Annotated in this window: 22 protein-coding genes; 14 read left to right on the forward strand and 8 right to left on the reverse strand. The window is 63.6% G+C overall.

Annotation, left to right across the window (positions count from 1 at the left end; translation table 11 throughout):
• The first annotated feature begins 18 nt into the window (after positions 1 to 18).
• The gene (locus MLB1_RS09900; RefSeq protein ID WP_180749804.1) at positions 19 to 696 is read left to right on the forward strand and encodes a TrkA family potassium uptake protein; all 678 of its coding nucleotides are present in this window, start codon (positions 19 to 21) and stop codon (positions 694 to 696) included.
• Between the two features lie 4 nt (positions 697 to 700).
• On the opposite strand, the gene MLB1_RS24055 is transcribed toward MLB1_RS09900, so the two are convergent.
• A complete protein-coding gene (locus MLB1_RS24055) occupies positions 701 to 901 on the reverse strand; it encodes a three-helix bundle dimerization domain-containing protein (protein WP_180749458.1) in 201 nt (66 codons plus the stop codon).
• 200 nt (positions 902 to 1,101) lie between these two features.
• Between MLB1_RS24055 and MLB1_RS09910 the strand changes: the two genes are divergently transcribed.
• Positions 1,102 to 2,514 (forward strand): NAD(P)/FAD-dependent oxidoreductase, encoded by a 1,413-nt coding sequence (locus tag MLB1_RS09910; RefSeq protein ID WP_180749459.1) that lies wholly within the window; start codon positions 1,102 to 1,104, stop codon positions 2,512 to 2,514.
• A 59-nt stretch (positions 2,515 to 2,573) separates the two neighbouring features.
• Here the strand turns inward: MLB1_RS09910 and MLB1_RS09915 are convergent, their stop codons facing one another.
• Positions 2,574 to 3,947, reverse strand: coding sequence for a hypothetical protein (locus tag MLB1_RS09915; protein ID WP_371750601.1), 1,374 nt, complete (start codon positions 3,945 to 3,947; stop codon positions 2,574 to 2,576).
• Positions 3,948 to 4,329: 382 nt separating this feature from the next.
• Between MLB1_RS09915 and MLB1_RS09920 the strand changes: the two genes are divergently transcribed.
• Both MLB1_RS09920 and MLB1_RS09925 read left to right on the forward strand, forming a co-directional pair.
• Positions 4,330 to 4,485, forward strand: a complete 156-nt coding sequence (locus MLB1_RS09920) for a DUF6131 family protein (protein WP_219602940.1) — start codon at positions 4,330 to 4,332, stop codon at positions 4,483 to 4,485.
• Positions 4,486 to 4,495: 10 nt separating this feature from the next.
• Positions 4,496 to 4,696 carry a hypothetical protein gene (locus tag MLB1_RS09925; protein WP_180749460.1) on the forward strand — a complete coding sequence of 67 codons (201 nt, stop codon included), beginning with the start codon at positions 4,496 to 4,498 and terminating at the stop codon, positions 4,694 to 4,696.
• A 17-nt stretch (positions 4,697 to 4,713) separates the two neighbouring features.
• Here MLB1_RS09925 and MLB1_RS09930 read toward each other — a convergent pair whose 3' ends face one another.
• Positions 4,714 to 5,466, reverse strand: coding sequence for a MerR family transcriptional regulator (locus MLB1_RS09930; protein WP_180749461.1), 753 nt, complete (start codon positions 5,464 to 5,466; stop codon positions 4,714 to 4,716).
• A 117-nt stretch (positions 5,467 to 5,583) separates the two neighbouring features.
• Between MLB1_RS09930 and MLB1_RS09935 the strand changes: the two genes are divergently transcribed.
• The gene (locus MLB1_RS09935) at positions 5,584 to 7,461 is read left to right on the forward strand and encodes a S9 family peptidase (protein ID WP_180749462.1); all 1,878 of its coding nucleotides are present in this window, start codon (positions 5,584 to 5,586) and stop codon (positions 7,459 to 7,461) included.
• Positions 7,458 to 8,102 (forward strand): DUF3159 domain-containing protein, encoded by a 645-nt coding sequence (locus MLB1_RS09940; protein WP_180749463.1) that lies wholly within the window; start codon positions 7,458 to 7,460, stop codon positions 8,100 to 8,102. The genes MLB1_RS09935 and MLB1_RS09940 overlap by 4 nt, the downstream gene beginning before the upstream one ends.
• On the opposite strand, the gene MLB1_RS09945 is transcribed toward MLB1_RS09940, so the two are convergent.
• Both MLB1_RS09945 and MLB1_RS09950 read right to left on the reverse strand, forming a co-directional pair.
• Entirely contained in the window at positions 8,059 to 8,715 is a 657-nt protein-coding gene (locus tag MLB1_RS09945) for a restriction endonuclease (protein WP_180749806.1), read from the reverse strand. The genes MLB1_RS09940 and MLB1_RS09945 overlap by 44 nt on opposite strands.
• Before the next feature lie 48 nt (positions 8,716 to 8,763).
• Positions 8,764 to 9,768 (reverse strand): bile acid:sodium symporter family protein, encoded by a 1,005-nt coding sequence (locus MLB1_RS09950; RefSeq protein WP_180749464.1) that lies wholly within the window; start codon positions 9,766 to 9,768, stop codon positions 8,764 to 8,766.
• Positions 9,769 to 9,839: 71 nt separating this feature from the next.
• Between MLB1_RS09950 and MLB1_RS09955 the strand changes: the two genes are divergently transcribed.
• Both MLB1_RS09955 and MLB1_RS09960 read left to right on the forward strand, forming a co-directional pair.
• The gene (locus tag MLB1_RS09955; RefSeq protein ID WP_180749807.1) at positions 9,840 to 10,697 is read left to right on the forward strand and encodes a LysR substrate-binding domain-containing protein; all 858 of its coding nucleotides are present in this window, start codon (positions 9,840 to 9,842) and stop codon (positions 10,695 to 10,697) included.
• A gap of 53 nt (positions 10,698 to 10,750) precedes the next feature.
• Positions 10,751 to 11,947 (forward strand): GGDEF domain-containing protein, encoded by a 1,197-nt coding sequence (locus tag MLB1_RS09960; protein WP_255485633.1) that lies wholly within the window; start codon positions 10,751 to 10,753, stop codon positions 11,945 to 11,947.
• A gap of 27 nt (positions 11,948 to 11,974) precedes the next feature.
• Here MLB1_RS09960 and MLB1_RS09965 read toward each other — a convergent pair whose 3' ends face one another.
• The gene (locus MLB1_RS09965) at positions 11,975 to 12,619 is read right to left on the reverse strand and encodes a dihydrofolate reductase family protein (protein WP_180749465.1); all 645 of its coding nucleotides are present in this window, start codon (positions 12,617 to 12,619) and stop codon (positions 11,975 to 11,977) included.
• 61 nt (positions 12,620 to 12,680) lie between these two features.
• Here MLB1_RS09965 and MLB1_RS09970 point away from each other — a divergent pair, with 61 nt between their 5' ends.
• The 4 genes from MLB1_RS09970 to MLB1_RS09985 all read left to right on the forward strand — a co-directional run bounded on the left by MLB1_RS09970 (position 12,681) and on the right by MLB1_RS09985 (position 16,435).
• Positions 12,681 to 13,208, forward strand: a complete 528-nt coding sequence (locus MLB1_RS09970; RefSeq protein ID WP_180749466.1) for a helix-turn-helix domain-containing protein — start codon at positions 12,681 to 12,683, stop codon at positions 13,206 to 13,208.
• A gap of 66 nt (positions 13,209 to 13,274) precedes the next feature.
• Positions 13,275 to 15,218: a potassium transporter Kup gene (locus MLB1_RS09975; RefSeq protein WP_180749467.1), complete on the forward strand. Its 1,944-nt coding sequence runs from the start codon at positions 13,275 to 13,277 to the stop codon at positions 15,216 to 15,218.
• A 52-nt stretch (positions 15,219 to 15,270) separates the two neighbouring features.
• The gene (locus tag MLB1_RS09980; protein ID WP_180749468.1) at positions 15,271 to 15,762 is read left to right on the forward strand and encodes a DNA starvation/stationary phase protection protein; all 492 of its coding nucleotides are present in this window, start codon (positions 15,271 to 15,273) and stop codon (positions 15,760 to 15,762) included.
• Between the two features lie 22 nt (positions 15,763 to 15,784).
• Entirely contained in the window at positions 15,785 to 16,435 is a 651-nt protein-coding gene (locus MLB1_RS09985; protein WP_180749469.1) for a thioredoxin domain-containing protein, read from the forward strand.
• A gap of 9 nt (positions 16,436 to 16,444) precedes the next feature.
• Here MLB1_RS09985 and MLB1_RS09990 read toward each other — a convergent pair whose 3' ends face one another.
• A complete protein-coding gene (locus tag MLB1_RS09990; protein WP_180749470.1) occupies positions 16,445 to 17,689 on the reverse strand; it encodes a M20 family metallopeptidase in 1,245 nt (414 codons plus the stop codon).
• A 74-nt stretch (positions 17,690 to 17,763) separates the two neighbouring features.
• Between MLB1_RS09990 and MLB1_RS09995 the strand changes: the two genes are divergently transcribed.
• Together MLB1_RS09995 and MLB1_RS10000 are read left to right on the forward strand one after the other, a co-directional pair.
• A complete protein-coding gene (locus MLB1_RS09995) occupies positions 17,764 to 18,924 on the forward strand; it encodes an FAD-binding oxidoreductase (RefSeq protein WP_180749471.1) in 1,161 nt (386 codons plus the stop codon).
• A 56-nt stretch (positions 18,925 to 18,980) separates the two neighbouring features.
• Positions 18,981 to 19,826, forward strand: a complete 846-nt coding sequence (locus tag MLB1_RS10000; RefSeq protein ID WP_180749472.1) for a glycoside hydrolase family 16 protein — start codon at positions 18,981 to 18,983, stop codon at positions 19,824 to 19,826.
• On the opposite strand, the gene MLB1_RS10005 is transcribed toward MLB1_RS10000, so the two are convergent.
• A complete protein-coding gene (locus MLB1_RS10005) occupies positions 19,827 to 20,870 on the reverse strand; it encodes a TQO small subunit DoxD (protein WP_180749473.1) in 1,044 nt (347 codons plus the stop codon).
• Positions 20,871 to 20,943: the final 73 nt, after the last annotated feature.

The raw sequence follows: 20,943 nt of genomic DNA on the forward strand, positions 1-20,943 counted from the left end.
GGGGTGGCGGAACGGAAGATGCGGGTCGCGATTGCCGGCGCGGGCAAGGTCGGCCGTTCTGTCGCGGGCGAGCTACTCGATTACGGCCACAAAATCCTGTTGATCGAACGCGAACGCAGTAACTTCGAGCCGCACACGGTGCCCGCGGCGGACTGGCTCAACGCCGACGCCTGCGAACTGGAAACCTTGGAGGACGCGGGGATCCAAACCTGCGATGTCGTGGTGGCCGCCACCGGCGATGACAAAGCCAACCTCGTCGTGGGCCTGCTGGCCAAATCCGAGTTCGGCGTGCCCAGGGTAGTGGCCCGCATCAATGACATTCGCAACCAGTGGTTGTTCAGTCAGGCGTGGGGTGTCGATGTCGCGGTCTCCACACCAGGCGCCATGGTGGCGGGTGTCGAGGGCGCGATCGATGTCGGTCACCTGGTTCGTCTCATGGGACTCCGCGAGGGCCGGGCGGATCTGACAAAACTGACTCTGCCCGAAGACAACCCCTTGGTGGGACGACGCGTGGAGGAATTGGCGCTGCCGCCCAATACCGCGTTGGTCACCGTGCTTCGGGGAGGGACGGTCGTGCTGCCTAAACCCGAAGACGTTTTGGAGGCCGGCGACGAGATGCTGTTCATTGCCAACAGCACCGCGGAACCCGCGATTCGCGCCGCGATCCACGGATCCGGAGTGCTGCCCGACAGGTAGATCGCTACACGCTGAGCAGCGCGAGTTCCTCGCGTGCACGCCGCTCCACCAGGAGCGGAACGTAGTCGCGCAATCGGCTCTCGTCGAAGCGGGAGTGTTCGGCACGAACCACCGCCTCCACGACGTCGCGAGTCAAGCTCGGATATCGACCTTGTAGCTGATCCACAAGATCACCGATACCTGCCTGCTTGCCGACTACCGCCACAGGGACAAAATTTGCACACCGTTCATACTTTCGTCAACCGGCCCGACGGGCACAATATCCAGCCAGCCAAGAACACGCCGCACCGGTTTGTAGACTGTGGTGTCAGACACGACGGAGGTGGATGTCGCGGTGCAGATCGTCTGTAATTCGTTGGTTGCCTTGGCCTTTCGCGTCAACTGCGCAGACGGTATGGAGACTGCATGAGCACGGCGACCGTCGTCGGCAGCGGACCCAACGGGCTGGCCGCAGCAATTACCCTGGCACGTGCAGGGATCTCGGTCACAGTGTTGGAGGCCACTGATGAACCCGGGGGCGGATGCCGTTCCTCGGAGATGCTCGAGCCCGGATTGATCCATGACCACTGCGCCGCGGCGCACCCGATGGCCATCGGGTCCTCGTTCCTGACGAGTCTGGACCTGGCTCGTCACGGTGTGCGCTGGCTATTGCCCGAGATCGACTGTGTGCATCCGCTCGATGACGGCACGGCCGGTGTGCTGTACCGGTCGGTCGACGACACGGCCACTCGGATGGGGCGCGACGGTAACCGATGGCACGCACTATTCGGTTACCCCTCAGAGCATTTCGACACCCTCTCGGAAGACATCACGGCACCGTTATTGCATGTGCCCCACCACCCGATCCAGCTGGCGCGATTCGGACTACCCGCAGCACTACCCGCCTCGACGATCGCGCGGCTGTTCCGCACCGAGCCCGCCCGCGCACTCTACGGCGGCGTCGCCGCACATACCTTCCGGCCGTTGCACTACCCGATGACGGCGGCGGTCGGCCTGGGGATCATGACCGCCGGGCACCGGCACGGCTGGCCCGTCGTCTCGGGCGGCACCGGTTCCCTCATCAGGGCCATGACCGCATCTCTCGCCGAGCTGGGCGGAACGGTCCACACGGGGGTTCGGGTGGCGAACGCCGCTCAACTTCCAGACGCCGATCTGACTCTTTTCGATCTCGAACCCGGCGCTGTCGCAGACATTCTCGGCGATCTGCTGCCCACGCGAGTCAGCCGTGCGTTCGCGAAGTTCCGCCACGGCCCGGGCGCTTTCAAGGTCGACTTCGCTGTCGACAGTGGAGTTCCCTGGACCAACCCCAACGCCCACCGCGCCGGCACCGTGCACCTCGGTGGCACCTACGCCGAGGTGGCCGCCACCGAACGGCAGATCCACGCCGGTGCCATGCCGGCGCAGCCCTTCGTCCTAGTCGGCCAGCAATATCTGGCCGATCCGCAGCGCTCCGCGGGCAATATCCATCCGCTGTGGACCTACGCACACGTGCCTTTTGGCTACAGCGGAGACGCCACCGAGGCGATCATCGGGCAGATCGAGCGGTTCGCGCCCGGGTTCCGTGAACGCATCATCGGCATGGCCGTGCGCTCGACCACCGAGATGTCCGCATACAACGCCAACTATGTGGGCGGCGACATCATGACCGGCGCCAAGGACATCCGCCAGCTGGTATTCGGCCCGCGGATTTCACTGGGACCCTACAGTTTGGGCACCCCGGGCATGTATATCTGCTCCGCGGCCACTCCCCCCGGTCCGGGCGCACACGGAATGTGCGGTGTGCATGCCGCGAATGCCGCACTCAAACATCTTCGGTAAGGGATCCGTGAATTACGCTGCGGATCGACAGTGCAGGGCCAGGTTCACGACGTCGAGGACTACCGTAACGAATCCACCGGCATCGGCGGGCTGATGAGCCGGAAACCCGCTCTGCTGCGTTCCATGAACCGGCGCTCGAATGTGCCCTCGATCTGCCTGCCGTCCAACTCGCCCGCCAACACCAGCCGGTCCTTGTCCGGCTGGTGCGCGCGTAGCACAACCTGGGCCGAATCCGACTCTCGCTTGCGTAACTCGAGGCGATCCCCGTCGATCTTGAGCAGCCACCTGGTGGTGTAACCCTCCGGCGTCTGGCCAACAAACCGGACCACGCCGGCTTCGGGCACCTTGTTGCGGTCGGTGATCGCCACATTGGTCCACGGCCGCGGGCTCCTCCCGTTTAACATTACTTCGCGCCCGTCGACGGTGAATGACGTTGCGCGCCAAACCCCGTCGAGAGTTGAGGTCGGGGTGTGATAGACGGTGTATCCCATCGCGCCCTGCACCACGGCGAACGCCAGCACCATCGCAGCGACGCCAAACTTGGCGACCACGCCGGTTCGCCGCAACCAGGGTCTACTCGCCCCGAGTGGCGACCAGAGCACAATCGGGCGAGTCTCACCCCGATTGAGCACGACGCGCGCCATGTTGGACCAATACGGCGACGTGATACCGATTGCCACGAACAATAATTCGCCGGAAACCAGCTTGACCGGCACGTCGTAGGACATGTTCAGCAGAAACACTTGTGCCATGGCAATCACCGACCCGAGCGCCCCGAGCAGCCACGTACGATTCCACAACAGCAGCACTCCCGACACCGCTTCAACCAGCCCGGTAACGACCGAGTACGGCTCGGAGGCGCCCATGAAACCCCACAGCGTATGGAACAGGCTGGTATCGCCCACCAACTGCAGCTGGTGATCCGGCAGCGCCATGTACCCCATCTGGACGGGAATCACCTTGCACACCCCGTACAGAATCATCGCCAACGCCAACCCGAAGCGCGCGAACACAATCAGCGACGCGGCCAGACTCCGATAGTTGCGGCGCCGCCGATCCATGCCGGTCCATAACGCGGTGATCAGCAGCGCCACCACAATCCAACCGAGATGAAAGCACCATGTCCACAACATGTCTGAGCCGGCCGACACGGCGATCTCGACACCGCGACCTCGAGTCAGATAGCTGCCGATCTGCGCAAGCAGCCAGATCACCGGTTCAAGTGGGTAAGAGCCCACATTGGCGCTCCCCACAATGGCGTACACCGTGGCCACCAGAATGACAGCACCAGTGATCAGCAGCATCCCGCCACCAATGGTGAGAAGCATTCGGAAACCCAGTTTCTGAAGCGACGTCCACTCCGGGACTGCTTGGGCCGGATCAGGTGTTTCCGTGACCCGAACCAGCGAGTGCAGATCGAAGTCTGTTGCCATCACCTTGCCACTTTCGGCCCCTGCCATCAGCCGAGCTCCCCAGCTCGGCTGATCCGACTGTCCAGTCATCGGTCAACGTCGGCAATGCTTTCGGCCTCAAACGAAACGTCGAGACAGCCGGCTGGCGCGGCAACACCGAATCACTCAACAACCCCCTCGATCGCACCCTCCTTCGCGGACGCACCACCGCCCATTCAGCAGTTACGTCGTTTAGCGGGCCAGGCCGTCATGCGAACCGCCGCTAGGCTCCCTAGCGCGGGAATACGCCCCTGCGGTTCCCCGTGTATCGCGAACCACTCCCTGAAGTGCGCCGCGCGGCGTAATGTTGACAGCGTAAGCAACCCACCCGCGTACACGTCTGCACTGAAACTAGGTGAGCGCCATGATCATCCTCGGCGTCATACTGCTGGCCGCCGGATTCCTACTCAATATCGGGCTTTTGTGGACCATTGGGGTCGTACTCCTGGTCATCGGGCTGGTCCTGATGGTCGCGGGCCGCATGGGGCACGCCATTGGCGGCCGTTCCCACTACTACTGAGGAGAAAACCATGCGCTATGCCGGACTGCTCCTGGCCGTGTGGCTGATAATCGGGGCAATCGCCGTCGCTCAACGCGGGTATTTCACCGATAGCCCGCAAACCTGTGCCAGCGCGGGAACCATTGCGTTGACCGTTATCGCCGGGCCGCTCAATTACGCCGGGGTCAATCCGACAGTCGCGCACTGCAACATCCCCCAACCCAGCTCCTGACATCCGGGCTGAACCGCTCAGGAGGACTTCACCGCCACACCCACCCGAACCAGTACGTCGAGCTGCGCCGGATTGAAAAGATCAAGCAGCGCTTGGGCAATGGTGCGTTCGACGAACTGCTGGCCACGCGGCGCGTCTGCCGTTGATGCCAGCATTCCGGGGTGTTCGGTGTACAGCCTGCGGGCCTGCACAGCTAGTCGTGCGGCGAGGTCGGCGCGCGTCGGCTCATCGGCATCGGCGGGGAGATCTTCAAGCTCACGGTCGAGGTCACGGTCCTGCTGATCCAGGAACATGCCGATGTACACCCGCAGCCCCTCCGGCCCGAGGAGCCGCGACATGACATAGGCCATTGAGCGGTCTGTCTCGGACAGCTCCATATTGACTGCGGCAGAGGCGAACTCGGGCGGAAGATCCGCCACCGCGGCACTGGAAAGAATCTGTCCAATTTCCGCGCGAACCCGCCGGAGACGCTCGATGGTGGCCGCCAGCTCGGTGTCGAGAGCGCGCAGCGCTACGTGCGGATCCTCGTTGGCCACGTCCATGTCGGCGATCTGTTGCAGGGAAAGACCGAGTCCGGCAAGGCGTTTGATTTGCAGGACCCGCACCAGGTGCGCAACGCCGTAGCTCTTGTAACCGTTAGAACGGCGTTCGGGCTCGTCGAGCAGGCCAATATCGTGATAATGACGCACCGTGCGCAGGCTCGTGCCGGCGAGCTCGGCGAGCTCTCGAGTGCTCCAGCCCACCGTCACTCCTCCTACATCCGCTGACATAACCCCACTCGACACCATGCCGCTACGGCACGGTCAACCCCGGCCCTGGCTGACCGTGACCCACCTCACTCCGGAATCCCTTGAGTATGCCGTAGCGGCACAGTCTTTCCTGGATGCATGGCACTCTCCGAGCTCATCAAGGTCGAAGAATTCTTCGATCCACCCAGCCGCGCATCCGCATCGATCTCTCCGGACGGAACCAAGATCGCATACCTGGCACCGCGGAAGAACCGTCTCAACGTATGGGTGCAAGCCGTCGGCAGTGACAGCACAGACGACGCACACTGCGTCACCCGCGACGAAACCCGAAGCGTCACCGGCTTTTTCTGGGCCGATGATCCGCGCTGGCTGCTGTACGTGCAGGACTCGGGCGGCGACGAGAACTGGCATCTGTACCGAGTGGACCTGGATGACCCCGACGGGCCGGCCGTTGATCTGACGCCGTTTCCGGGGGTGCGACTGCTGGGACTGGAGCAGCCCCACGGTCGTCCCGGCAAAGCATTCATCCAGCTGAATCACCGCAAGATCGACCAAATCGACCTCTACGAGCTCGATATCGCGTCCGGTGAGCTCACCATGCTGGCCGAGAATCCCGGTGGCGTGATGGCCTGGTTCTGCAGCCCGGATCACGGGGTGTTCACGCAATCGCTGACATCTGAGGGGAACATCGAGTTCTCTCGATTCAAGTCCGGGGCGCTGGAATCCCTAGCCGTCTACAACGGCGCGGACTATCCGGTGGGCATGCACCCGACCCAGATGACACCGGATGGCACCGGGCTATGGCTGGGTTCCAGTCGCGACTCCGACCACACACGTCTGGTTCGGCTCGATCTGGCCACCGGCGACGAGACCGAAGTCGATAGCCACCCCGCCTTCGACCTCTCGGCGGCGCTCGGCCTGGCGCCGGCCCTGATTCGTCATCGGAAGACCGGTGAGCTGCTGGGAGTCCGGTACCTCGGCGAACGCCAGGTGATCCGGGCGCTTGATCCGTCCTTTGCCGCCGTATTGGACAAGCTGACAGGGTTGTCGGACGGTGATCTGGGCGAGATCTCGTCCGACGAAAACGGCCAACGCTGGGTGGTCAGCTTCGCGCATGATCGGGATCCCGGCGTCACGTACTTCTACGACCACACCACCGGTGAGAGCCGACAATTGTTCCGACCGTATCCACACTTGAACCCCGCCTCGTTGGCACCGATGACTCCGGTGACCATCCCGTCGCGTGACGGCTTGAGTCTGCATTCATATCTGACGCTGCCGGTCGGTGTGGAACCCGCCGGGCTGCCGCTGGTGCTGCTGGTCCACGGCGGTCCATGGCACCGCGACAGCTGGGGATTCGATCCGTCGGTGCAGTTCCTGGCCAACCGCGGATATGCCGTGTTGCAGGTTAACTTCCGTGGATCCACCGGGTACGGCACGGCATTCACGAAGGCCGCCATCGGCGAGTTCGCCGGCAAGATGCACGACGACCTCATCGATGCCGTCGACTGGGCCGTCAAACAGGGCTACGCGGATCCGAGCCGAGTCGCGATCTTCGGCGGCTCGTACGGCGGATACTCCGCGCTCGTCGGAGTCACCTTCACTCCGGACGTCTTCGCAGCCGCCATCGACTATGTGGGGATCTCCAATCTCGCTAACTTCATGCGGACCCTCCCGCCATTCGTGCGACCGAACCTGACCAACAACTGGTACCTGTACGTCGGCGATCCCGCCGACCCCGAGCAGGAAGCCGATATGTTGGCCCGCTCACCCATCACCCGGGTGGACCAGATACGCACACCTCTGCTGGTTGTGCAGGGCGCCAACGATGTACGTGTGGTGCAGGCCGAGTCCGACAATATCGTCGCAGCGTTGCGCGCCCGCGGGGTGGACGTCGAGTACATGGTCAAGGAGGACGAGGGCCACGGCTTCCTCAATCCCGAGAACCAGATCGATCTGTTCCGGGCGACGGAGCGGTTCCTGGGCCGGCATCTGGGTGGACGGCGGGTGACGTGACCGAGACCTCCGGACGCAGGCCCACAGTGCTCGAACAGGCCGGAGGTCTGTCCGGACTGGTCTATGCCGGGCTTCCCAGCGTCGCGTTTGCTTTGGGCAACAGCACCTTTGGCCTGTCCGGTGCGATCTGGATATCCGTGGCCACCGCGCTGGCGATCGCCGCGTGGCGATGGTTACGCAACCAGCCGCTGCAGCCTGCCGTCTCCGGGCTGTTCGGGGTGGCGATCTCGGCGGTAATCGCCTATCAGATCGGGTCAGCCAAGGGCTTCTTCCTCATGGGCATTTGGACTAACCTCCTTGCCGCGGTGGTGTTCCTGGCGTCGGTGCTGGTGGGTTGGCCGCTCGCCGGGGTGCTCTGGCACGGCCTCACCGGCAGCGGGCAGCGCTGGCGCGACGACAGGCCGTCGCGATTCGCCTACGCGGTGGCAACCCTGTCCATCGCGGCCGTCTTCCTATCCAGATTTGTTGTGCAGGAATGGCTGTACACCGAGGACGCTGTCGGATGGTTGGCCTTCGCACGTATCGCCATGGGCTACCCACTTTTGGGGGTGGCGCTGCTGGTCGCCGTCTGGGCCGTGCGCCGTTCAAAGAGGCGCCTCAGCGCTGGTTCAGCCACCCTGGTAGCCGATCGCGTCCGATGAGCTCGCAGTTGCTGCTCGCCGCGAGTGCATACGCCTGGCGGGAGAAGTCCTGATTGCTAACCACCATGGTGCGCGGGCAGCCGTAGTGCACTGCGCCCGCTACCACCTCTTGAACGGCTTTGACGCCCACCGTCTTGGAGTAGCGCTTGCATTGCACGGCAACGACATCACGCCGACTGGTGGCTATCAGGTCAACACCGTAATCGCCGGTTGCCGGTGTGGTCTCGATATGCCAGCCGGCACCATACATGCGGGCCGCGACGAACGTCTCGAAATCAACGCCGGACATCTCGTCGACCTCGGCTAGTCCGGATAGTGTTGTGTACCTATGCAATCGGGCATCATACCGACGACGGGCGGCGGCGTCCGCGAGACCTCTCAGACCCCATCCCGCGGCCCGCAGCAGCACATACACGGCATAAGGTGCCGCCAGATAGGCCACCTGCGCCAACGCGGCGAGCAGCGCGTCACCCGTGTTCCGATACACGACGACGGCCGGCCAGATGACCATCACGAGGACCGGCCCGGCGAGCACCACGACGGCGAGTGCGATCAACGCGCGCGACAGGCGACGCCGAGCACGAACCGCCTTACGTCTCCACCGTCGCAGCATCACACGACGAACTCTAAAGCAGGCCACAGACATCCAGGCGGTGCCTGCTTACGGCCGGGCGCCCGCCGGAACCTCCGCGGTTTCGGCTGCCTCGGCGGCTCGCCCCCACCGCCCGGCAAGCGCGGCGCAAGTGATCAGCTGAATCTGGTGGAAGATCATCAGCGGCAGCACGATCAGGCCCACCGGATGTCCGGCGAACAGCACCGTGGCCATGGGCAGCCCAGTTGCCAGACTCTTCTTGGATCCGCAGAAGATCACGACGATGCGATCGGCCCTGTCGAAACGAAACAGCCGCGCGACTCCTGCCGTGACGCCCAGTACCACCGCCAGCAGCACGATGCTGACCGCGACCACCGCCATCAGCCGGGAGATCTCCATGCCCTGCCAGACGTGTTCGACCATCCCGGCGCTAAAGGCCGCGTAGACCACGAGATAGACCGAACCACGATCGACCACCTTGGTGAGCGTCGTGTGTGAGAGCACCCGATACAGCTTGGGCCGCAAGAGCTGACCGGCGACGAAGGGCACCAGCAGCTGCACCACGATCTCCAGGATCGCGGTGGGTGAGACGGTAGCCTCCCCCGTGGTTTGCATCAGCAGCACGATCAGCAAGGGAGTTATGAAGACGCCCAACATGTTAGACACCGAGGCGCTCACCACCGCGGCCGCCACGTTGCCTCGGGCAATGGACGTGAACGCTATCGAGGACTGCACCGTAGACGGCAGCAGGCACAGGTAGAGCACACCGGTGTAGAGGTCGTTTGTCAGCACCGAGGGCACCAACAACTTCATGGCCAGCCCGAGTAACGGGAACAGCACGTAGGTCGCGGCCAGCACCGTGGTGTGCAGCCGCCAATGGCGTAGACCCTCGAGCGCTTCGCGCGGTTCGAGTCGTGTTCCGTACAGGAAGAACAGCACCGCGATGGCGATCTTGGTGGCCCAGTCGAGAACGTCGGCGGCACCGCCGCGCGCGGGGATCAGCAGGCCGACGCCCATGGCCGCGAACAACCCCAGCAGGAATCCATCGATGCGCAGTTTCGCCAGCCACCTCACCCCGCCACCGTAATGAGCCCGATACTGATTACGAAAGCCGATAGAAGTGATATCTCTCAACGAGTATCGTGATTGATATGTTGGACCCCGAGCAGCTTCGGACGTTCCTGACGGTCGAACGCGCCGGTGGGTTCACCGCGGCCGGACGGATACTCGGGCTGCGCCAGTCCACGGTGAGCGGGCATATCGCGCGGCTGGAGCAATCCATCGGACGGGAGCTGTTCCGGCGCGATACCCGCAATCTGGCGTTGACCGCCGACGGCGCCGCGATGATCGGCTTCGCCCGCGCCATCCTGGACGCCCACGCGCAGGCCGATCGGTACTTCGCGCATTCTCAGCTCACCGGGCTCATCCGGCTCGGCGCCTCCGATGACCTGGTTGCCCGCCAGCTGCCCGATGTCCTCGTCGAGTTTCAGAATTCGCATCCGGGCGTGGACCTCGAACTCATCGTCGGGCTGAGTGAGTACCTCAAAAACCGCATGGCGGCAGGCGAATTGGACCTGATGGTGGCCAAGCGTCTCCCCGGAGAGAAGCACGGGGAACTGCTCTGGCGCGACAGGCTGGTGTGGGCGGGACGGCCCGGCACGTTGGACGTGCGCGACCCGGTCCCGATCGTCACCTACCCGCCGCCGAGTCTGACCCGGCATGCGGCGCTGCGAGCGCTGGAGCGCGAGGGTCGCACGTGGCGAATCGCCTGCGTCAGTGACAGCCAGCTGGGGCTGCGGGCGGCGGCACTGGCAGGTATGGGTGTGGTGGCGCACGCCGAATCACTACTGCCCGCAGGACTTGTCACCGTCGCCGACAACGGCCTACCCGACCTGGGCGAGCTGGAATTCGTGCTGCTACGCCGCCGCAGCGTGCTATCAGAACCCGAGCAGGCGCTGTGCGACGCGATTATCGCCAGCACACACCGGCTGCGTGCTGCGTAGAGGTTCGGCTGACCCGTGGCCCCCAAAGCTGCGGCGTGGGGGCGCTAGGCGCTATGTTCGCCAGGACAGATGTGGTCACCCCAGACACCAGAATCTTGATCGGAGTGTTCGATGACAAGGACACCGCACCGGTGATGTACGGCTACGCGCGGCCCTCGGGCAGCCAGATCTTCGAGACAAACATCCGCATCCTCGAACAAGCCCGGGTGCGTCGAGCCCTCGCCCTGTTGACCGCGGTCGGCTCCATCGCCATCGGAGCAGCCGCGATCACGCTGGCTTTCGAGGGGATGTCGACCATCCCGATGCTCTGTCTGGCCGTATCGCTACCCACGTTCGCGTGGGGCGTGCGGTTTGCCATGCGGAGGCCGGTGACGTACCCCCAGTCACTCGCGTGGGTGCTGTATTGCGATGCGGCGATCACGATAGGGCTGCTTGTGGTGACCAGCTCTGGAGTCGCCTTCGTCAAGATGGCCTGGCTCGTGGCGGTCAGCGGATACGTCTTCCTGGTGCACGGACGCCGCGCCATGCAGTTCCAGTCAATGGTGCTGACGGCTGGGTTCGTGGTTACCGTCGGCGGCGCGGTACCGCGCGGGGACATGTCCTACCCCGAACTTGTCATCGCGGTTGTGACGATCGCGCTGGCGGCCGTCACCGCCGGCTGGGTGGTGTATACAGGCAAAAGGCAATTGACCAGGTATATCGCAACCCGCGATCACCTGGTCCGGCATGACCCCCTCACGGGTGTACTCAACCGGCGCGGCCTGCAGGAGGCCTGCGCAGCATGGCCGAGGTCAACCGAAAACAAGATCGTCGTCGCGGTGGTCATCGATCTCGATGAGTTCAAGGCGATCAACGACACGTACGGCCACCACATCGGCGACGAGGTACTCAGGCGAACGGCACAACGGTTGTTCACCGTTGCCGGGCTGGACACCCTGCTTGCCCGCCTAGGGGGCGACGAATTCGCCTTTGTTGCAATCGTTTACCCGCCGGTGCATCTCGGAATTCCGCGGATGGTCTCCGAAGCCCTCGCCATGAACGACGATTTTCCGACGGTCACCTCCAGCATGGGCGGGGCCTGGATACCGATGCCTCCCACCATCACCGCACATTCCCCCACATTGGAGACGGTTGTGCACCATCTGCTGATCACCGCCGACGCAGAGATGTACAAGGCTAAACAGCGCGCGGCCCAGGACAGAGCCACCGCGGGTAGGCATTCAGTCGACCGCCAGCGGGCAACACCCTAGCTGGCGTTCCAACGCGCCGTAGTGATATCAGCGGCGCCAGAACAGATGGTGCACAACGCCGCTCGTGCTGGGAATTTTCTCCAGGTGGAAGCGGTCGGTGAGCTCGTCGGGACTGTCCCACAACCGCTCACCGCGTCCGATCTCCACCGGGGCGACCGCCACGTGCATGGTGTCAACGAGGCCCGCATCAAGAAACGCGCGGACCGTGGCGACACCACCGCCGATCCTCACATCCTTCCCGTCGGCGGCCTCGAAGGCACGTGCCAACGCCTCGTGCGGCGAGACATTGAGGAAGTGAAAGGTAGTGTCGCCCAGGGTGAACGAAGGACGTTCGTGGTGGGTAAGCACGAACACCGGGGTCCGGAAGGGGGGCTCACTACCCCACCAGCCTTGCCAGTCATGGTTCTGCCACGGACCACGCACTGGACCGAATTTGTTGCGCCCCATGATCTCTGCCCCGATGTTTCGCGCCCAGTCCCGGGTGAAGTAGTCATCGAGCCCGCGGGTGCCGCCCGCATCGGTGCGATTGACCCAGCTGGCAGTGGCTCCGGCCCATGACATGAGCTGCGACGGATCTGCGTGCCCAAAGGGCCGTTCCTCGGATTGACCTTCTCCCGCACCGAAGCCATCGGCGGTGACACTGAAGCACTGGACGCGGACGCGCTGAGTCATTCCGAAATCCCTTCCGATTGCAATCTGCAATCGGTTTTGAAAGCTACCCTAGACTGATTGCATGACGCAACCAGTTGACACGGATCGGCTGCCCGTGGCACCGGGCAAGTCGGGCTGTCCCATCAACCTGACGATGGAGCTGCTGGGAGACAGGTGGAGCCTTATCGTCCTGCGCGACATTATGTTTAGTGGCAATACCCATTTTCGCGAACTGCTCTCCGCCTCGGAAGAAGGCATCGCGTCGAACACGCTCGCCAGCCGGCTGGCCAAGCTGGTCGGCGCCGGGCTGCTCACCCGCGACGACGACCCCACCCACCTCCAAAAGGTGGAGTACCACCTCACCGAGGCCGCGATTCAGCTTGTCCCGTTGATGGCACACCTCGGCGCCTGGGGTGCACAGTGGTTGCCCGCCTCGCGGGAACTGTCGGTACGCGCCGAACTCTTGGCCGCGGGAGGGCCGCCCCTCTGGGAGCGGTTCATGGACGACCTACGCACCACACATCTGGACAGGCAATCTCAACCCGTCAACGGTGTACTCGCCGAATTGACCGCCGCTTATGAGCGGGCCGCCGGCCCAAGCTCGGGCTAATATCTGGCTGCCACAACCAGCCACACCGGATGCCGCGTTGGGCGATGCAGAAACGAGAACCGCACCGTGCAACAAGACTCTGCGACCGCGTCACCACACAGCCCCGCCGGACTGGCCAACACCGTGCGCCTGGCGGTCGTCGTCGGAGCGTTGGGGGTGGTGTTCGGAGATATCGGGACCAGCCCGATCTACACCATTCAGACGGTATTCAATCCGGCTGACCCACATCCCGTACCAGTCAGCACGGATAACGTGTATGGCATTGTGTCGCTGATCTTTTGGTCGGTGATGGCTATCGTGACGTTCACGTACGTCACCCTGGTGATGCGCGCCGATAATGACGGTGAGGGCGGCATCATGGCGCTCATCACGCTGTTGACACGATGGGGTGGGAAACAAGGCCGTCGGGCCGCCCTGGTGCTGGCAGGTGTCGGACTCTTCGGCGCCGCCCTGTTTTTCGGCGACAGCATGATCACCCCCGCCATCTCGGTGCTGTCGGCGGTCGAGGGCGTGAAGGTCATTCAGCCAGATCTCGAAGCGTGGATCGTTCCCATCACCGCGGTGATCATCATCGGGCTGTTCCTGGTGCAACGCCACGGCACCGCCTTGATAGGGCGGTTCTTCGGGCCGGTCATGATCGCGTGGTTCACGGCGATCGGTGCTTGTGGGGTAACCGGCATCGTCAAACATCCGGAGATCCTCAAGGCGCTCTCGCCTACCTATGCAGTCGGTTTCATGGTCGGGCACTTTCACATCGCCTTTTTCGCACTTGCGGCAGTGGTGCTCTCGGTGACCGGAGCCGAGGCGCTGTACGCCGATATGGGTCACTTCGGACGCAAGGCCATTACCTACGGCTGGCTCGGCCTTGCGCTCCCCGCGCTGACCCTGAGCTACTTCGGCCAGGGCGCCCTGATCCTCGGTGATCAATCCGCCATCACCGCGCCGTTCTTCCTGTTGACACCCGAGTGGGCCCGCTTGCCGATGGTGCTGCTCGCCACGGCGGCGACGGTGATCGCGTCCCAATCGGTGATCACCGGCGCCTATTCGGTGGCATCGCAGGCCGTACAACTCGGCTACCTGCCACGGCTGCGGATAGCCCACACCTCGGAATCGACGATCGGCCAGATCTACGTGCCGTGGATCAACTGGGTGCTGATGGTTTCCGTGCTGACGCTGGTCTTCGCATTCCAAACCTCGGCCGCATTGGCGTACGCCTTCGGTATGGCGGTGACCGGCACCATCACCATCACGACCCTGCTGTTCTTCTACGTCGCCCGCATTCGCTGGAACACCCCGCTCTGGCTGCTACTCCTTGGCGCGGGCACGCTGTTGACCGTGGATCTGCTGTTCCTGGCGGCGAACATGACCAAGCTGGTTCATGGCGCGTGGCTGCCGCTCTTGATCGCATTGATCGCATTCACCGTGATGAGAACCTGGGAGCGCGGCCGCACCATCGTGACCCCCGCCCGTGAGCAGGCCGAGGGTCCGCTGCGGGAGTTCGTCGACCAGCTCAACGAGGACACGGCGCGCGTGGTGCGCGTACCCGGAACCGCGGTGTTCCTCAACCGGAGCAAGGACACCACGCCGCTGGCGATGCGGGCCAACGTCGAGCACAACCACGTACTGCATGAGCACGTGGTCATTCTCTCGATCGAGACATCCCCGGTTCCCCGCGTGGAGGACGCCGAGCGGACGACCATCGACAATCTCGGCTACGCCGAAGACGGGATCATCCACGTCACGGCACGATTCGGGTACATGGAAACACCCAACGTCCCCCACGCACTGCAGCTACTCGACCCCGAGCAGACCGAGGGACAACCGATCCCGATCGACGAAGCCACCTACTTCCTCTCAAAACTGGAGCTGCAGAAAGGCACGGCGCCGACGATGGCTCGGTGGCGCAAGCAGCTGTTCCTTGCGACATCGCATATCACCGCTGACGCGGCCGAGTACTTCGGTCTCCCCCGGGATCGCACGGTCGTCATGGGCTCGCGAATCGACGTGTGAGCTTCTGCACCCAATCTGGAATAGATCCAAATTAGGTGGGATTGTAGTAAGCATGAGTACTTCAGCCCGCACACCCGAAACCGATATCACACATTTCCAGGCCTCACCGGCGCTGAGCGCGAGCCTTCAGCAGGTCCTGGTCGACCTGATCGAACTTCATCTGCAAGGCAAACAGGCCCACTGGAATGTCGTGGGAAGCAACTTCCGCGATCTGCACCTGCAGCTCGACGAGCTCGTCGACTTCGCCCGTGAGTCCAGCGACACCATCGCCGAGCGGATGCGCGCGCTCGACGGACTGCCCGACGGCCGTTCAGACACCGTGGCCGCCAGCACCACCCTGCCGGAATTCCCGCCCTACGAGCACAGCACCGGTGACATCGTCGACCTGATCACCACCCGCACCTACGCCGCGGTGAACACCCTGCGCGCGGTGCATGACGGAGTCGATGACGAGGACCCCACCACTGCCGACATCCTGCATCAGCTCATCGACGGTCTGGAGAAGCTGGCCTGGCTGATCAAGTCCGAGAACCGGAAGGTGTAGCCGCTTACGCCATGATGGAGCGGTGCATGCAGTGAAGCGATTCGCAACGATCATCGGTCTACTCGCCGCCGTCCTGGTCTGGGGTCCCAACGTCGGGTTGGCCCATGCGGCCGACGCGGCGCCGGCCGGGGATGTCCTCGCCCTCGGCGACCCCGCGGCTCCCGGGCAGATTGACCTCTATTTAGATCCGCTCTGCCCCTATAGCGGGAAGATGGTTCAAGACCAAGGAGAGGAGATCGGGCGCCGTATCGAGTCCGGCAAGCTGCATATCAATCTCCGATTTGTCGACTTTCTCGATAAGTATTCGGCCAGTGGCACTTACGACAGCCGTGCGATCTATGCCAGCTTTGTGGTTGCCGATCAGACGCGGTCGAGTGACACCACCTGGCGCTTCATCCAGCAGATCTATGCGAAGGATCAGCAGCCGGAGGAGGAAGGCGACTCGGATCTGAGTAACGACCAGCTGGCAGAGCTGGCCGGCCGTGTGAACGCACCTCAGGGCGCGCAGGATCTGATCAGAGTCGGTCTGCCGATCCCCTTTGACGCCCGCGTCATCGCGGCGAACAACCTGCCGCTGCTGCGGGCCTTCCCCAAATCCGGCGTCCCCATGGTTGTCATCGGCGGTCAACCTGTCGATGGAGAATCCAACTGGCTCAACAAAATTCCGCGGTGATACGAGGTGCTACGGCTTAAGCCGTGACAACGCCGCCACGGTGAGTGCCTCGATCCCCGTACTCAGCGTGGGCTCCAGCACCGGCGCGAACTCCGGAGAATGATTGGACGGCACCGGCTTTCCGGCCGCCGCAGCGGCTTCGAAGCGCTGCTGCTCGTACCCACCCCAGAACCAGAATGCGGTGGGCACCCCGGCGGTGGTTCCGAAAATTCCGACATCCTCGCTCCCGGCAAGCGGGTTGGGCGACTCCACCACCCGGTCGGCACCAAAATGCTCACGGAACACGGCGGCGATCGCGCGCATCACCGCATCGTCCACGACGGTGACCGGGAAGGTGTGCATCGAGGTAACCGTCGGTTCCTTGTCGGCACCCGAGGCGGTCGATTCGGCCTGAGCGATCCGCGCGATGGACGCCAACGCCTTGCTCCGGACGTCCTCGTTGAAGGTGCGGACGTTGATACCGAGCTCCGCGTCGTCGGGGATGATGTTGTCCTTCGCCCCGGCGTGCAGGTAGCCGACGGTGACCACAGCGGGCTCGAACGGGGACAGTTCGCGCGAAACAATGGTCTGCAACCGCTGCACCACGTTCGACGCCATCACCACCGGATCGATTGTCGATTCCGGTTGCGAGCCATGGCCACCCCGCCCGAACAGCTGCATCTTGAGCGAGTCCGAGGCGGCGAGTGCCGTACCCGTCTTGTACGCGATCATCCCCGCCGGTAGCGGACCGACGTGCTGGCCAAGGACGATCTCGGGCTTGGGGAACCGATCGAGGATGCCGTCGGCGATCATCGCGTTTGCGCCGCCGCCGACTTCCTCGGCGGGCTGGAAGACCGCGACCACCGTCCCCGACCAGGCCTCCTTGAGCTCGTGCAGCAACCGAAGAGTGCCCACCAACACGGTGGTGTGCATATCGTGCCCACACGCATGCATCACGGGAACGTCCCTGCCATCGGGGTTCGTGGCGCGGGCCGTACTCGCGTAAGGGAGGCCCGTCTGCTCCTGCACCGGAAGCGCGTCGAAGTCGGCCCGCAACCAGACAACCGGGCCAGATCCATTGCGCAGCACGGCAACCACTCCGGTACCACCGATACGCGGTGTCACCTCTAGCCCGAGCGGCGCGACGGCCTCCTGGACCTTTTGCGCGGTTCGATGTTCTTGAAATGACAGCTCCGGATGCTGATGCAGATCGCGGTAGAAGTCGGCCAAATCACCCAAGGTGTCGGCCCAGTTGTCGGGCAGCGTGATCGTCATCCGGCCTCCCCCTATGCGTGTTTCTGCGACTCAGTCCGACAATACGGCGATATCAAAGACCTACCCTCGAACATGTGAGCCAATCCATCGATGCCGAACTCTCTGTCGACGTCATCGTCGTCGGGGGCGGAATATCGGGTGCATCGATCGCCTACGAGCTGGCCGAGCACCACACCGTTGCACTACTGGAACGGGAATCGACCCTCGCCTTCCACACCACGGGCCGCTCGGCGGCCACCTTTATCGAGAACTACGGAAATCCCGTCATCCGGATGTTGACGGCGGCCGGCCGCGACTTTTTCACTGCTCCGCGAGAGGGTTTCGACGGTCCACTCACGAAGCCCTTATCGCTGTTGATCATCGCCGATGAGGCACACGAGGAAGCGCTGCGGACGCTGTACCAGCGGGACAGTCACCAGCAGAGTCACACCGAGCTGCTCGATGGCGCTGCCGCCGAGCAGATCAATCCCCTCCTGCGCCCTGGGCACACACGAGTGGCAGTGCTTGATCACACTCCGATGGAGCTCGACGTCCATGGGCTGCACCAAGGTTATGTACGCGGTTTACGAAGGCGCGGCGGCACAATCGTGAAGTCGGCCGGAATCGTGAGCGGTACCCGCAGCCACAACAGATGGGCACTGCACGACTCGGCGGGTCGCACCTTCCAAGCGTCAACCGTCGTCAATGCGGCGGGCGCGTGGTGCGACGATCTCGCACAAGCCCTGGGCGCGCGACCGGTCGGGATTCAGCCCCTGCGACGCACCGCCTTCATGGTGCCCGCTCCTCAGGAGGCATCCGGCGGCTCACTTCCCATGACCTTGGACGCCTCGGACACCTTCTACTTCAAACCCGACGGTGCCCAATTTCTCTGCTCACCGGCCGACGAAACACTCCAACAACCAGGAGACCCCCGACCCGATGAGCTGGAGATCGCGCGGGCCATCGAGATGATCAACACGGCGACCACTCTGGATATCCGGACAGTGAACTCGGCCTGGGCGGGGCTGCGTTCCTTCACCGCCGATCGCACGCCCGTCGTGGGCGAAGACCCGGACGTCGAGGGCTTCTTCTGGTGCGCCGCCCAAGGCGGGTTCGGCATCCAGATGGCGCCGACTCTTGCCCGGGTGGGGGCGGCCTTGGCGACAGGCAACCCCATCCCGGGTGATCTAGCCACCCGAGGCCTGACCTCGGCAATGTTGGCGCCTGACCGCGACTCGCTGCGCACCCACCCTTAGCGGCGGCCTCTGCGCACCCGGACCGCTTCGGGCGAATCCTGTTATCGTCGGCGTCGATGGTGAACATGGATCGGCGCCGCATGATGGCGTTCTCAGGACTTGGCATGTTGGCGGCAGCGGTTTCTATGCCGGAGGCGTGGGCGCAGCCCGCCAGCCCACAATTGCCACAGAACCCGCCCAACCGGCCTCCCGCGGCACCCCCCACCGGCAAGTACGTCTTCGTCGACGAGTTCGACGGCCCAGCCGGGTCGGCGCCCGACGGATCCAAGTGGGCAATCTCGAAGGCTCGCGAGTCCATGAAGGACCCGACTTTTTGGGAGCTTCCCGAAAATGTCGGCCAATACCGTGACGATCGCAAAAGTGTCTTCCTCGATGGCAACTCGAATCTGGTCATCAAGGCCGCAAAAGAAGGCAACACCTACTACGGCGGCAAGATCTACAGCACGACAGAACTCGGTATCGGCTACACCTGGGAAGCGCGCATTAAGTTCAACTGCCTGACCCCAGGCGCGTGGCCCGCGTTCTGGCTCGGCAGCGACCAAGACGGTGAGATCGACATCGTCGAGTGGTATGGCAATGGCAGCTGGCCGGCCGCAACCACCGTGCACGCCAAGGCAAACGGCTCGGAATGGAAGACCCACAACCTGTCCCTGGACAACGCCTGGCACACCTGGCGCACCCAGTGGGATGACAAGGGGATTCGCTTCTGGCGGGACTACACGGACGGCGCCGCCCCATACTTCGAGGTCGCGGCCAACTCCCTGGCGGACTGGCCGTTCAACAATCCCGGCCATCGAGTCTTTCCCGTGCTGAATCTGGCGGTGGCCGGATCCGGCGGTGGCGACCCGCGCGGCGGCACCTACCCCGCGGAGATGCTCGTCGACTGGATACGGGTCTGGTAGTCAGCTGCCGATCCGCACTGCGTGCTCCCACACGGCTCCGCTGACATCGATGAGCGCCAGGGTGTAGTGGTGACGCGGATCGATCCGTGTGTGCTGGCCCTCGATGTGCAACTCCGCCTTGGCTCCGAGCGGCACGATCACGCCGTGCGCGCCGGTTTTCACCGCCGCGATGTGACGATTGGTGATGGAGTGCGCGGACAGCCTGCTCAGCTGATCCGCCTGTAGATCGACAATCGCCCGGCCGGTCTCACTTTCGGTGACCGTGACGCCCACGAGGAATGATCCGTAGACATCGACACCCTCGGTCCGATACACCGTGAACCGCAGGCTCTGATCGGATAAGTACGCATTCGATATCTCGATGACCGGTGCCACCGATTTGTTGTGCAACGGTCCGTACAGCCCTCCGTGGAAGTACTGGTTGGTGAACAGCGCGATCGCGAAAATCGCGATGGCACCGCCGAGCACCACACGGCGGTGAATATCGAGAGGGCCGGATGCCAGCCAGGTGAACCATCGCCGCCGTGTGAACGGGAAATTGCGCACCGCCGCGTAGTGGTCGGCCGAGTACACCCCGCCACCGGCCAGAAACAGCACCAACCCCGAGGCGATGCCGAGAATGCCGATCTGCCATTCATCTAGACAGGTGGTGCCCAGCCAGCCCGAGCCCAGCAGGATTCCCAGTGCGAGCAGAAAGACACTGACGCTCATCGTCCGGGTGAAAAACCCCACCATCACGCACAACCCCGTGATGCCTTCCACCACAGTGAAAATGAGCATCGCCCACTTCAGAAGGTCTGGGTGCTCGACCAGGAAGGCGATGGCGGGCTTGATGCCGAGGGCCTGCGGAAGGAAATGATTGAACTTCTCCCCTACATAGCCTGGGACATCTGGGTCCAACTTGTTCTCGAGTGCGACTCTTCTCCAGAACGCGGAGAAATAGGTCCAGCCGACCACAAGCCGGATGGGAAGCACGACCAGCCCGGCGCCATCGCGCCAGCTGCCGCTGCTGTCTTTGGTGTTCACGGAAATGTCGTTAGTCATGGGAATCGACCTCAAATCTGCGGATTGGTTCCAGCTGATGACAGGCGCATGCGCTGCCCCGGGAAGCGACGGG

Source organism: Mycobacteroides sp. LB1 (assembly GCF_013449725.1).
Classification (GTDB): domain Bacteria; phylum Actinomycetota; class Actinomycetes; order Mycobacteriales; family Mycobacteriaceae; genus Mycobacterium.